Source organism: Promicromonospora sp. AC04 (assembly GCF_003058225.1).
Lineage (GTDB): Bacteria > Actinomycetota > Actinomycetes > Actinomycetales > Cellulomonadaceae > Promicromonospora.
This window is the reverse complement of sequence record NZ_QBUG01000001.1, coordinates 1189612-1201905: the sequence shown is the minus strand read 5'-3', so window position 1 is coordinate 1201905 and position 12294 is coordinate 1189612. Positions and strand designations below refer to the sequence as shown.

At 68.0% G+C, this 12294-nt stretch carries 13 protein-coding genes; 11 read left to right on the top strand and 2 right to left on the bottom strand.

Translation table 11 applies throughout. The annotated features are described in order from the left end of the window. Window positions 1-3 precede the first annotated feature (3 nt). The 10 genes from C8K30_RS05145 to C8K30_RS05100 all read left to right on the top strand — a co-directional run bounded on the left by C8K30_RS05145 (window position 4) and on the right by C8K30_RS05100 (window position 9667). Window positions 4-213 carry a hypothetical protein gene (locus C8K30_RS05145; protein ID WP_108491740.1) on the top strand — a complete coding sequence of 70 codons (210 nt, stop codon included), beginning with the start codon at window positions 4-6 and terminating at the stop codon, window positions 211-213. 89 nt (window positions 214-302) lie between these two features. Then, window positions 303-3494: a hypothetical protein gene (locus C8K30_RS05140; RefSeq protein ID WP_108491931.1), complete on the top strand. Its 3192-nt coding sequence runs from the start codon at window positions 303-305 to the stop codon at window positions 3492-3494. Window positions 3495-3601: 107 nt separating this feature from the next. Further along, entirely contained in the window at window positions 3602-3904 is a 303-nt protein-coding gene (locus C8K30_RS05135; protein ID WP_108491739.1) for a hypothetical protein, read from the top strand. 31 nt (window positions 3905-3935) lie between these two features. Continuing rightward, window positions 3936-5933 carry a DEAD/DEAH box helicase gene (locus tag C8K30_RS05130; RefSeq protein WP_108491738.1) on the top strand — a complete coding sequence of 666 codons (1998 nt, stop codon included), beginning with the start codon at window positions 3936-3938 and terminating at the stop codon, window positions 5931-5933. A gap of 464 nt (window positions 5934-6397) precedes the next feature. Beyond that, a complete protein-coding gene (locus C8K30_RS05125) occupies window positions 6398-6685 on the top strand; it encodes a hypothetical protein (protein WP_108491737.1) in 288 nt (95 codons plus the stop codon). Beyond that, window positions 6682-7254 (top strand): hypothetical protein, encoded by a 573-nt coding sequence (locus C8K30_RS05120; RefSeq protein ID WP_108491736.1) that lies wholly within the window; start codon window positions 6682-6684, stop codon window positions 7252-7254. Before C8K30_RS05125 ends, C8K30_RS05120 begins: the two co-directional genes overlap by 4 nt. Before the next feature lie 141 nt (window positions 7255-7395). After that, entirely contained in the window at window positions 7396-7659 is a 264-nt protein-coding gene (locus tag C8K30_RS05115) for a hypothetical protein (RefSeq protein WP_108491735.1), read from the top strand. Further along, window positions 7656-8006 carry a hypothetical protein gene (locus C8K30_RS05110; RefSeq protein ID WP_108491734.1) on the top strand — a complete coding sequence of 117 codons (351 nt, stop codon included), beginning with the start codon at window positions 7656-7658 and terminating at the stop codon, window positions 8004-8006. The genes C8K30_RS05115 and C8K30_RS05110 overlap by 4 nt, the downstream gene beginning before the upstream one ends. Window positions 8007-8203: 197 nt before the next feature. Next, complete coding sequence (locus C8K30_RS05105) at window positions 8204-8905, top strand: hypothetical protein (protein WP_108491733.1); 702 nt, start codon at window positions 8204-8206, stop codon at window positions 8903-8905. Between the two features lie 423 nt (window positions 8906-9328). Next, the gene (locus C8K30_RS05100) at window positions 9329-9667 is read left to right on the top strand and encodes a hypothetical protein (protein WP_108491732.1); all 339 of its coding nucleotides are present in this window, start codon (window positions 9329-9331) and stop codon (window positions 9665-9667) included. A 109-nt stretch (window positions 9668-9776) separates the two neighbouring features. Here the strand turns inward: C8K30_RS05100 and C8K30_RS05095 are convergent, their stop codons facing one another. Both C8K30_RS05095 and C8K30_RS05090 read right to left on the bottom strand, forming a co-directional pair. Further along, complete coding sequence (locus tag C8K30_RS05095; protein WP_146197342.1) at window positions 9777-10868, bottom strand: hypothetical protein; 1092 nt, start codon at window positions 10866-10868, stop codon at window positions 9777-9779. Between the two features lie 3 nt (window positions 10869-10871). Continuing rightward, window positions 10872-11543 carry an SDR family NAD(P)-dependent oxidoreductase gene (locus C8K30_RS05090; RefSeq protein WP_233257001.1) on the bottom strand — a complete coding sequence of 224 codons (672 nt, stop codon included), beginning with the start codon at window positions 11541-11543 and terminating at the stop codon, window positions 10872-10874. Window positions 11544-11751: 208 nt separating this feature from the next. On the opposite strand from C8K30_RS05090, the gene C8K30_RS05085 reads away from it, so the two are divergent. Further along, window positions 11752-12198 (top strand): hypothetical protein, encoded by a 447-nt coding sequence (locus tag C8K30_RS05085; protein ID WP_108491729.1) that lies wholly within the window; start codon window positions 11752-11754, stop codon window positions 12196-12198. The last annotated feature ends 96 nt before the right edge of the window (window positions 12199-12294 follow it).

Genomic DNA, 12294 nt, shown 5'->3' with positions numbered 1-12294 from the left:
CCCATGCGCGCAATCGCTCACACCATCGCGCAGGTCACCCATGTGCTGTGCGATCACGCCGCGCAACCTCGCCGTCTCAGCATGGCGCTGGCCGATCTCGCGCGCGAGCAGAGGACCACCAACCTCCTCCTGCGTGCGCAGATCGCGACCGACCCGACCACGAAGGCCCGGCTCCTGGCCGAGGTCGCCCGGCGCATGGACGGACCGCGGTGACCTCGTCCCCGTGACCCGCTCCGAGCCAGATCTTGACACCGGACAACGCGGACGAGGTTGACGACCGCACGACGAGAGAAGGCATCCTGATGACCAGCCAGCACACACCCGTCACGGTCGACAGCGCGCGCTTCACCTTCTACGACATCGAGTCGCTGAGCGACGTCTTCACGCTGTGCGCCTACACACCTGAACCTGACAGCGCCGTCGACGGCCTGGAGATCTTCTTCCTCGCTGACGACGCACAGCTCGCCGATGCGGTCGACCCGCAGGCGCTCTACGAGGTGGTGGTGCGTTCCAACCCCGGCTTGCCCCCGGTGAGCGTGCAGCTGTGGAACCTGCGCGGTGAGCGCGGCAACCTCCGCCTGGCCGAGCTCGTGGGGCTGTCCGACGCGGAGCAGGTCACCGACACCAGCAGCCCCTCCGCCTACCCCGCGTACCTGCGGCCCGTGTGCGACACGGACCCCGGCTACGACCCGATCAAGCACCCGTTCCTGGCCGGGTACAACTCGATGAACTACGACACGGTCATGCTCGCGCTCTACCTTCACGAGGCGTTCCCGGCCCCGCACAGCGACCGGTTGTTCCAGCCGGCCACGGCGCGCGGGATGCGCGAGCACAACGACCGGCTGTTTGCCGAGCACAACGACTACATGCCGGGCTACCTCGGCTGGGACGGCCCCGCCGCAAGGATCCGCCGCGCAATGCTGCACTCGGGCCGTCATCTCGACGTCGCCCGCCTCAACGAGCAACAGTTCAAGGTGAGCCTCAAGCGCCTGCTCGGGATGCTCGGCGGCCAGATCAAGGAGTCCGACAAGCTAAGCCATGACACCTCGATCCGAAGCCTCGAGGAGCTCTACGAGCTGTTGGCGTACAACGTCTCCGACTGCCTCGGCCTGGCGCAGCTGTCCCACCACCCCGTCTACGCCAGCAGCTTCGACCTCAAGGCCGGACTGATCGCCCAGTACGGCGAGACGGTGTACGCCCAGGACGGCACGATCCGCCGGGACCGGCTGACGATCGACGCGTCCTCGGCGAAGTTCGTCGGCCGCATCCTCGCCCCGTACACCCCGCTGAACGACATCGAGGCCGTCTCGTTCCTCTACCCGGCCAAGGAGGTCGCCGCACAGCAAGGCATCGCCCAGGTCAACGTCCTGGACGAGTGCGTGCGCTTCTTCGAGGAACACGTGGCACCCGACCCCGCCACGAACCCAGGAACGACCCGAGCGCAGGCCAGCGCGCACCGCCAGTTCATGGAGGTGGTGCGCTACTACCGCTCCATCGAGGGGAAGAACTTCAACGACTCCGACGAGTACCAGGACCTCTTCACACTGCCGGCGAACTCGCTGCGCGACGTGCCGAAGCCACCGAACAACGTGCCGTACTTCCGGCCCGACGCCACACCGTCCTCGTGCTTCGTGACCTTCTCCACCGGCGGCATCCATGGCGCCGAGGCCGACCTGTCTGCCTTTACCCTGGACCGGATCGCGTACTTCGAGGCCGACACGATGCTCCAACGGGCCAAGGTCGCCTACCCGGACCCGAAGGACCTGCTCGCCGAGGCCCGACGCCAGCACAACCTGCTGACCCTGCCCGACGGCACCCATGTCGACAAGCGGCTCGTGCTCGTGGGGTCCGACCCGCAGAAGGTCAAGTACCGCAAGCCCAAGAAGAGCGACCCCGAACAGGGTGCCCAGCTCGCGCGCGCACAGGAGCAGGTACCCGATCCCGCCGAGCTGCTCGCCACCCAGCGTCCGGAGAACGAGGCCTTGCACGTGCGCCTGGCCGACGAGACCCTGCTCGACGGGAAGGTCGTCCTGGCCGCCACCTCGGCGACCAGGGCCGCGTACCGCGACGAGCCGGTCCGCAAGGCCCCTGACCTGTTCGTCACCAAGACGGGGGACCCGAACGACAGGTCCACGAAGCTTCACCCGAGATACGCCCGCACCTCCGCGGGGCTGGTCATCCACGAGGACTTCACCAGCTACTACCCGAACCTGCTGCGCAACATGCGGGCCTTCTACAACCCCGAGCTGGGGGAGGACCGCTACGCGACGATCTTCTTCGAGAAGGAGCGTCTGGGCGCGGCGCTCAAGACCCCAGGGACCTCCGCGCAGGACAGAGCCCGGCTGAAGACCCTGCGTGAGGGCACGAAGCTCATCCTCAACGCGGCTTCCGGGGCCGGCGACGCGTCGCACCGGACCCCGATCAGGATGAACAACCAGATCATCTCCATGCGCATCCTCGGCCAGCTCTTCAGCTGGCGCATCGGACAGGCCCAGACCCTTGCCGGCGCACGGATCATCTCCACGAACACCGATGGCCTCTACTCCGTCGTCGACGGCGGCAACGGATTCGACGAGGCGACCAACAACCAGGTGCTCGCCGAGCATCAGGCCGCGATCGGCATCGACATCGAACCCGAGCTGATGTTCCTGATCAGCAAGGACTCCAACAACCGCCTCGAGCTGGAGCCCGCGCCCGCGGGACGGAGCGTCGCCGACAGCGCGATCCTGGCGGCCGGCGGCGGAACCCTGGCCTGTCACGCGGGTCCTACCCCGACGAAGTCGCTGGCCCACCCCGCCGTCATCGACTTCGCGCTGGCCCGCTACCTGCAGACCGTCGCCAGCAGAGGCGAACAGACCCTGGCCGAGACCTTCGACCCGGTACTGGGCCGGAAGACGATCGAGGAAGCGATCGACCTGGCACGCCCCGTGGCGACGCTCCTGCTGTTCCAGAACGTCATCGCCGCGTCCCGCGGGTCGATCACCTACCCGTTCGCCGCCGACCCCATCAACATCGGGTCCGATGACGTGCAGGATGCCGAGCCGGACGGCGACGCCCAGCTCACGAACCCGCGAACATTGCAGATGGTCAACAGGATCTTCATCGTCCACAACGGGACCGCCGCGGCCGTGAGCCTGCACAACGCCGGGGCATGGAAGGTGAGCCCGGCCAGCCGGGACAAGCGCCGCGCGAACGGCAGCGCCGGCGTGCGCCGCGACCCGGTCGCGCTGGACATCCTGCGCCACCACGGGTGGGCGAGGAACCGCAGCGAGGCCATCGCCACCGATGGGTTACGGGTGCTGCCCGACGACCAGGACGTCGCGGTCCGGCGCATCAACGGCATCGACCCGGCGTGGCCGGTCGTGGTCGTCAACGACGACCTGCGAGCGCTTCGTCCCGACCAGGTCGACCGGCTCGTCACCAGCCTCGACCTGGACGTCTACACCCGGATGCTCGGCGAGACCTTCACCAAGAACTGGATGAACGCCACCTGACACCCCGGCTCAGGTGGACGGAGCGGCCCGCTGACGAACGGGCCCTGACCGACACGGCGCCGCGGCGATGGCACGCCCGGCCGGAACAGACACAGGAGATGAGCAGCATGGTCACCACGACCTTCCTCGTCGTCGTGGACGACAACGCCCGAGAGCTCGAGCGAGCCAGGCCGTGGACGGCGACGATCCGTAGCCACGACGGCGCCCTGCTCGCGGCCGGCTTCGGGAGGAGCCAGAGCGACGCCGTGCAGAACGCGTTCCAGGACCCGCTCAGCTCGTGGACCAGGAAGCTCGAATCCTCGACTGCCGCGCCTCCTGTCGCCCAGGCGGCGCGAGGAACCGAGACCAGGGCAGACCCGGCCTGCGCCGGAAAGGGCGACGAGCTTCACGGCCCGACGCCCATGCCATGAACGGTGCCGAACCTGCAGGAGGAACCCCAAGATGACCACGAACCCGGCCCCGGCAGTGAGCTTGAAGCCGCACCAACGCCAGATCCATGACTTCCTCATCAGCCGCCCGTTTGCCGGAGCCTGGCTCGGTGTCGGGGCCGGCAAGACCCTGACGACCCTGGCGGTGCTGCAGACGCTGCGCCCGCTGGGCCACATCCTGGTCGTCGCGCCGGTCGGGATCGCCCGCTCGACGTGGATCGACGAGATCGAGAAGTGGAACTTCCCGATCAGAACGAAGTCGCTCATCGTCGACGACAACGACAAGAAGCTGTCCCGGGCCAAGCGCCTGGAGAGATTCCGCGAGGTCTTCACCGACCCGCCGACCATGTACTTCGTCAACCAGGAGCTGCTCACCCAACCGTCCCACCCGACCCGGCTGCTCAGCACGGTCAGCGGCGCGACGCCGGGCCCAGATGTGTCCACGGACGTCATCTGTCTGCTCGACCTGCTCCGCTCACGAGAGCCGCTCAGCCAGGACGAGCTAATCGCCGCCTACCGTGCCGAGGCCACCGGTTCCGGCGGCAACGTGCCCGCGAAGTCCACGGTCCAGTCCTGGATTCAGGAGCTTGTCAAGGCGAAGCTGATTGCGCGTCGCACCCACGTGTGCCGGTCCTGCGGCGGAGACGGCTGCGCCGCGTGCCGGTTCGGACTCGTCGACCAGATGCCCATCCAGACGATCGACGGCCAGGACACCATCATCTGGCCGTTCCCGACGGTGATCATCGACGAGTCCCAGGGCTTCAAGTCGCACTCGAGCGACCGGTTCAAGGCTCTCGCGCAGGTCCGCCCTGCAGTCACCCGGCTCGTCGAGCTGACCGGCACACCGAGCCCCAACGGTCTGCACGACCTGTGGAGCCAGGTCTTCCTGCTCGACCAGGGGCGGGCCTTGGGGCGGGACATCGACACGTTCCGCGACCGCTGGTTCGTGCCGAAGATGATTCGTGGGACCAGGACGCCGGCGAGATGGGTCGCAACCGAGGACGCCGAGCCGGAGATCTACCAGGCGATCTCCCATCTAGTGATGAGCGCGCAGAACACCAACCTGCAACTCCCGGCGCTCACGATCCACGACGTCAACGTCACCCTCCCGCCCGACCTGCTGCAGGCCTACAAGGACTTCCGGCACAACCTCGTCCTGGACGTCGTCAACGAGGCGGCCCTGCGCAAGGCCAATGCCGCCTACGACCACTGGTTGAACAGCTCACCCGAGCCCGAGGCCGCCGCCATCCGGGCGCACCTGAGCACACTCGCCGGCGGCCAGCGGCAGGCCGCCCACGACGACTTCCGGCAGAGCAAGATCGAGGACTTCGTCACCGAGCCGGACCAGGAGCTCGTCCGCACCGTCGTCGCCGAGAACCAGGCCGTCCTCACCAGCAAGCTCATGCAGTTCGCCTCGGGCACCCTCTACACGGCAGATCCGGAAGCACCCTCCACCGCGGGGCGGTACGAGGTCATCCACGACAAGAAGCTCGAGATGGTCGAGTACCTCGTACGGAACAACGGCGGCGAGCCCGTGCTCATCGCCTACCACTTCCGTTCGGACCTCGAGCAGTTGCTCGCGCGTCTGGAGAAGGCCGGAATCGAGGCACGAGCATTCGACGGCTCGCGGAACATGGTCCGCCGCTGGAACGCCCAGCAGATCCCTGTGATGCTCCTGCACCCCGCCAGCGCCGGTCACGGCCTGAACCTGCAGGACGGGGGCGCGACGATGATCTGGTACACGCTGCCGTTCTCGCTCGAGCACTACCTGCAGACCAACGGCCGGCTGCACCGCATGGGCCAGACCCGGCCCGTGACCATCCACCGGCTCATCGCCAAGGGCACGCAGGACGAACGGATGCCCCAGGTGCTGGCCGGCAAGCAGCAGGTCCAGGACGACCTCATCCATGCGGTCTCCGGCGACCACGCCCTCGAGCATGCCCTGCTGGCTGTGCTGGAAGAAGAGATCCACGAGGACCTCAACGACCTCTGGGCAACACAGCGCGCCTGAGGCCCACGAGCCGACGTCCGCGCCGCCGGCCAATACGTGAGGCATCGGCACCGCCACGCGTGACGGCGCGGAACACGAAGCATCGAGACGACCACCCGCACGTACCCGCGGGCGTAAGGACGTCCCTCGACGTCCCCGCCCTGAGGGGGCCAGGGGAGCGGGGTCGGCGGCGCCGACCCGGGAGACGGCCCGAGGGAACGGGCCGGGCGTCTGGGTCCACCCGACCCGTTCCCGAACCAGACCGGTGGCTCACCAGAGCACCGGCACGTCCCGTGGGGCGTGCTGCGGGACACCCCAGGGGCCCGGGGCGTGCCTGTGTCGCCGACGCGGCGCACCGGGCCCCCACCGCGACGTCCCGGAGCGCCTGCCCCGTCACGACGGAGCGCTCCACGACGCGGGCACACACCCATGCCTTGGTCCCGTCCACCTCAGCACAGCCACCGACCACGACCAGGGAGGACCTCATGCAGGCCTACAGCAGCAGAACCGACCGGCACTACCCCTCGTGGGACGACCTGCTGGCGAGCGAGGCGAACGGCTTCGCCGTCGTGGTCATCATGCGCACGGTGAGCCCCAAGACGGACAAGACCCGCACGTTCGCACGCACCACCGGCCCGATAGCGAGCAGACAGGCCGCACGCACCGAGGCCGCCAGAGCCCGCCGCCGGTTCGCAGCCGCGCACGACGACTTCCCTGGCACGGAGCTCGTCGCAGTCACCGTCGAGCCGCTCTGGAAGCAGCTGGAGCCATGACCTCCAGCACCGCCGTCGAGCTCGTCACGACGGTCACGGGCGGGGACTACGAACGTGCGGTCGACACGGCCAACACCCGCGGCGGATCTACCCGGGCAGTCGCCGAGCATCTGCTCAACCTGGGCCAGGACCAGCGCCCAGCCGGCATGCACACGACCGTTGCAGAGCTGGAGCGCTCACACCGTCAGCTGCACGACGTCGAGTACGACGGCGACACGTACTGGTTGCAGATCGACCATCACGAGGGCGTCTATGCGCTCTACCGCCGCACTGATGCAGGCCGAGATGCCTCTCCTGAGGACGATCCGATCAGCACGGAGCGGACCATCACCGTCGACCTCACGATCGACAACTTCTACCCCGACGAGACGATCCAGACGTTCGTGCTGTCCGCTGTGGTCGCGGCACCGCCGCAGAGCCTCGCCGAGGACGACCTCCAGGACTGGGCGGCCGACGAGCTCTTCGCGTTCACCGGCACCGGCCGCACCACCGGCGACTCCAGCTACGACGTGACCGTCACCGGATCGTCAGAGGCGGCTCTGCTGGGCCGGTGCTTCGAGTTCGGCTGATCCCGCCCCGCGGCCGACGACGCCCGGAGCGTTCCACGCACGGCACCTGCGAGCGCGTCCCCGGCCGGCAGGCCGTACCCACGACCGACCCTCAACCCGCCCCGGGGCGTGCTGTCCCCCCGGCCCGCCCAAGGAGCACCCATGAACGAGCTGTTGCAGGATCTCCTGCTGAACGACCGCGACGTCGAAACACCCACCGTCCCTGTTCCGGCCCTGGACGTCCACGTCGTGGAGGACGGCGACGTGCTGGACGCCGAGCACGTCCGCTCCGGCCCTTGGGCCTGCTTCTGCATCGACTCGCGCCACCGTGACCTCGACCGCAGACCGAACGTGGGCTACCTACCTGAGGGTGCCCACCCCGTCACCGTCCACCTGTACGCCGTCGTCGCGCAGGGCAGGTCATGACCAGCGTCAGCGGTCGCGACCAGCGGCTCAAGCCGTGCGCGGGCGGATGCGGGCGCACGACTCGCGCCGTCCACTGCAAGGCGTGCTTCGCGAAGATCCCTGCCCGGGAACGCGCGGGCTCCTTCGGCAGATTCCAGCTCCGCCGGAGCCACCTCGTCACCAACGGCGACGTCGACTCCGAGCCGCTGCCTCTCATCGCCGCGTCCCAGGCAGCAGACGCACGCCTTACCGTCGCCGTCCTCGCACTGCGCCACACCAGCACTGGTGCCGAGGCCGTCGAGGCCGCACGTGAGGTGGTCAGCATGCTCGGGATCGGCGATGCGACAGGGTCGGCGACCACTCCGTGACGGTCACAGCGACAGACTCTGCCGTTCTCGTCGCTGCTGGTCGGGCACTGTCTGCGCCAGCGGAGCGGTGTCCGCGCCGTGACGACGGCCTGACCAGCATCCCTACACGGGCTGGCCCGAGAGCCCCCATGATCCCAAGAAACGCGTCGGCGTCAGGTGCGCCTGAGGCCTACGAGCAGAGGCAGGAGGGATGAGCGATGGCGAACCAGCGCACGCATGCCCCGAAAAAGTACGCAGATGCCCGGCGTACGCAGGTCACCCCCGAGTGGCTCGCCTGGGACGAGACCCGTCGAGCCAAGGCATCTGACGACGGCTGGTTCGAAGCCGCAGCCGCAGGATTCGACCCCTCGATGTACTTCCCCGAACAGGAGGGCAAGTCGATCCCGGACGGCGGGGCCTGGATCCTCGTGGTCGAGGAGCCCTTCACCGAGCTGCGGTCACGGTTCCGGGTCCCACACCTGAGCATGTGGCGAGCCCGCCCGCACGAACTCAACTCCGGGGCGCTGACGGCCAACGGCGTGAGGATCTACCCGAAGCAGGCCATCATCGCTACCCCGGCGGGAGACCTGCATCTGTGGCCGCACGAATATGTCGTGGCCGAGCGGCCCATGCAGCTCGCGTCGGATCCCGACGCGTGCCTCGTCGCTCTCGGCGGGCAGCCGGTCCTCGAGCAGGACGAGCTGTTCTACCTCATGAGCCGCGGCATCCCGCACCGCGAGGCCGTCATGCTGCTGTTCGACAAGGTCGCGTCCCTCGACTACGTCTACGTGACGTTCCCCGAGAAGATCACCGATGCTCTTGCCGGCGCGGGGCAGAGCCTCAGACGCCACCTGGCTCTGAACCCCCGGCGAACGAGCCGGCGGCCCCTTGCGGATCCGAGTCACGAGGAGCACCACTGATGGCGACCGACGAGGATCACGCGGAGACCACGGCCTGCTGTGCCTGTGGGGACCCGGCGTGCCGCCGCGACGAGGACGGCTGGTGCCTGGCGCACGGGTGGGACTGCGCGGACTATCACACGTACCTGCATGGCATGACACCTACCTCGGGCGGACAAGCCACGTGAACACGTGCCACGTGGCCAGTACTGCACCGCCACGTCCGAGGTTGATCGCAACGGCCACCGGCCCATTCCCTCCGCGGGCAGGCGCGTGGCCGGGCAATGCCCACACTCGCACCGGCGGAGAGGACGCCGGCCCGCGTGCCGTCGCTACCGCGTGGACCCCGTTCCGGACAGGCCACGGACAAGCGATCCACACCAGACCTATGACGTTGTTCTGCAACTACGCCACGCCCATCGACCCGGAAAGGTGCGGAGACCCATGGCTGACGACAGCACCGCAGACGCGCCCGACGCCGCCGCCGAGCGGCTCTCCGAGGAGCTCGGGCTCGACGTCGCGACGCTCGAACTCCACGTCCGCTTCCGGCTGGACCTGATACGCATGCGCCGCGGTGAGGCCGCCGACCTCGGTTACGTGCTGATCGACCGGCAGCACCATCCCGACGCCGCGGTCGTGTTCTCCACGGTCGACGCGGCCCGCGCCGCCCTTGAGGATCATCCGCTCGTCGAAAACCTCGCGCAGGAGGACTGCTTGGACGCCCACGTCCCCACCAGCATCGTCCACACAGAGCTGACCGGTCGCGAGATCTTCCTGCCCTGACATGCCCGTGAGCGTGACGATCGCGTCCTGCCCGACCCGACAGACCCTGCGTGCCGACTCGGGCATGCGGTCCGCGGGCGCTGCCGCCCCTCGGGCGGTTGGCGTACCGCTACAGGTCGAGCTTGATCACCACGTCACGGCCCTGGACGCCGGACCGTACACCCGTGACCGTCATACGTACACGCTGAACGGAACCATCGACCCGGCGAAGGTTTGCTGCCATCGTCCGGGGCTGCTCGGTCTCGCTCGCCGCGGCAGCCGCTGCGATGAAGGCGCGCAGCTCGCCCGGGGAACTGTCGGCGAAGTCACCGAGCCCACCAACGTGGCCGAACCCGGCACGGCGCCACGACTGGGAGGTCATCAGCACGTCGAGCGTCGAGGCATCGACCACCGCGATCGGGTCTCCGGCAAGCTGCATCACCCCGCGAAGGACGTCGTCGACACGAGCCGCGTCCTGCTCCAGGGCCAGGTCCTGGAACGTCGGCGGCGCGTCGTAGCTGAGGCCCTGCAAGACGATCTTGTCGTCGTCGGGTCCGACCGGCACGACCTGGCCGACCAGGCGCAGGTGACGCCGGCCTTGTGACGTCGAGCCGTAGCCGGTGACGACGCTGTAGGTCAGGCAACGCAGTGTGCCCGTGATGCCGTTCAGGCCGTCCTGGACGCTGTCGCGGATCGATGCACTCAACCGCATCTGGTCGGCCTGGTCGATGAGGCCGTTCGCCCACTCGCCGGCTTCCCAGTACCCCTGGTCCTGGCGCTGCTGAGCGATACCAGGGTCGACGTCGTAGATGCGGAAGAGGTTGCGGTCCCAGTAGGTGCGTCGGTGCGATGTCGGTTGACCGTTGCTGTGGCGCTCGATCTCCCACTCCCAGCACCCGATCAGTGGTGGCTCGGGCAGCGCCCGGTCCGCCTCCGTGACGGCAGCCAGCACACCGATGACCGTCGCGGACCGTGGGGAGACCACGGGCAGCAGGGCGACGGTCCACTCCGCATCCGCGTGGGTGACTGTCTCCGTCCTAGTGCTGCCCTGCTGGTAGGCCTGAGTGACCCGGTTCTGGTCCAGCAGCAGTCTGCGCGGGATCGGACGTGTGATCTTCCGTGCCGAGACCGGTCCACAGGGCTCGTCGTCGACCAGGACGAGTTGCCTTCCACCTTGACCACAAAACAACCCCCACGACCCGACATCCAGCTGGACCGGCATCTTTCAGATTCCTCCTGCGACCGGAATCGTGGCTCCGGACATGTACGTGTTCTCAGCAGTGTGGATGATCGCCGATGCCATCTCCTCAGCGGTTCCCAGGCGCTTCAACGGGATTCCCGCCAGCATCGCGGTGCGGGCCTCCGTCGAGACATTCGCCATCATGTCAGTGTCCGTCGCGCCGGGCGCGACGACATTCACTCGAATGTTTCGATCCGCGTATTCCCTCGCCATAGAACGGGCAAAAGCCTCCAGCGCACCCTTCGAAGCGGTGTAGTTGCACTGCCCGATGACGCCGTACTTCACGGACATCGACGAGACCAGCACGATCGATCCGCTGCGCTGACGCACCATGGTCCCCAGGGCCGCCTTGCAGGCCAGCATGGGTCCGATCGCGTTGACCTGCATCACCTCGCTCAGGTCCTCCTCGCTCATTCGAAGCAGCAGCTTGTCGCGGGTGATGCCCGCGGCGACGACAAGCATGTCGAGGCCGCCCAAGGACGCCACAGCCTGCTTCACTCCTGAGGAGATCGACCCGGCGTCACGCACATCCATCTCGATCCCGACCACTCCCGCGGGAACTGATCCCCCAGACCGGTGCGTACCCGCAGTCCGGTATCCGGCCGTGAGCAGACCCCGGGCTGTCGCGGCCCCGATCCCTCGCGTCGCACCAATCACGAGCGCCTTCTTCGCAACCTCAACCACTTGTGCCACCCCGTCCTATCGACTAACCTGATTGCCCTTCGCAATACCAGGACTCGTACCCCTGCGTTTGCCAACGACAGGCGGTGTCCGTACAACTCTCCCCAGAGGACTACAGATGCCTGCCATGACTTCCTTTGTCGTCCGGCCGCTGCGAGATCGTCTGCGTATCAGGAACACGGCCTTGGCCGATGCGTCCCGTCATGGCCCGGCTCAGGATCCGCTCGCGAGCATCGACTGGCCACAGGCCCCCACGATCGAGACGCTCGGGGTGGCCATCGGCGCTATGTGTGGCCTCAAGATCGTGGTCGAGCACATCCCCTCGAAGATGCGCCATCCCGAGATCAGCGGCCTGACCGTCGTCGTCGGGACCACCGCGCACATCTACTACGACGGCGGCGCCTCGCCGCTCAACCAGATGCAGACGGTCCTGCACGAGTACGCGCATCTCCTGCACGGCGACGTCCGGACGAGCTTGGACGCGACCCACGCACGAACGACCTTCGACAGCCCGGTCGAGCAACGTGCCGAGACGACCGGGATGCGCCTGATGGACACCATGCTCCGCAAGCATCACGCGTCCGACCTGCTCGACTTCTTCGCGGGTGACGGTGGCGCCGAGCACGTCTGATCGTCGCCCGTTCGGCCTTTCCGCCATGCTCGCCCCACCCCCGCCCGTGTTGTTGTGCGCCGATGTGTGTGCCGGCCCCCAGCCGCCCCGGGCGCA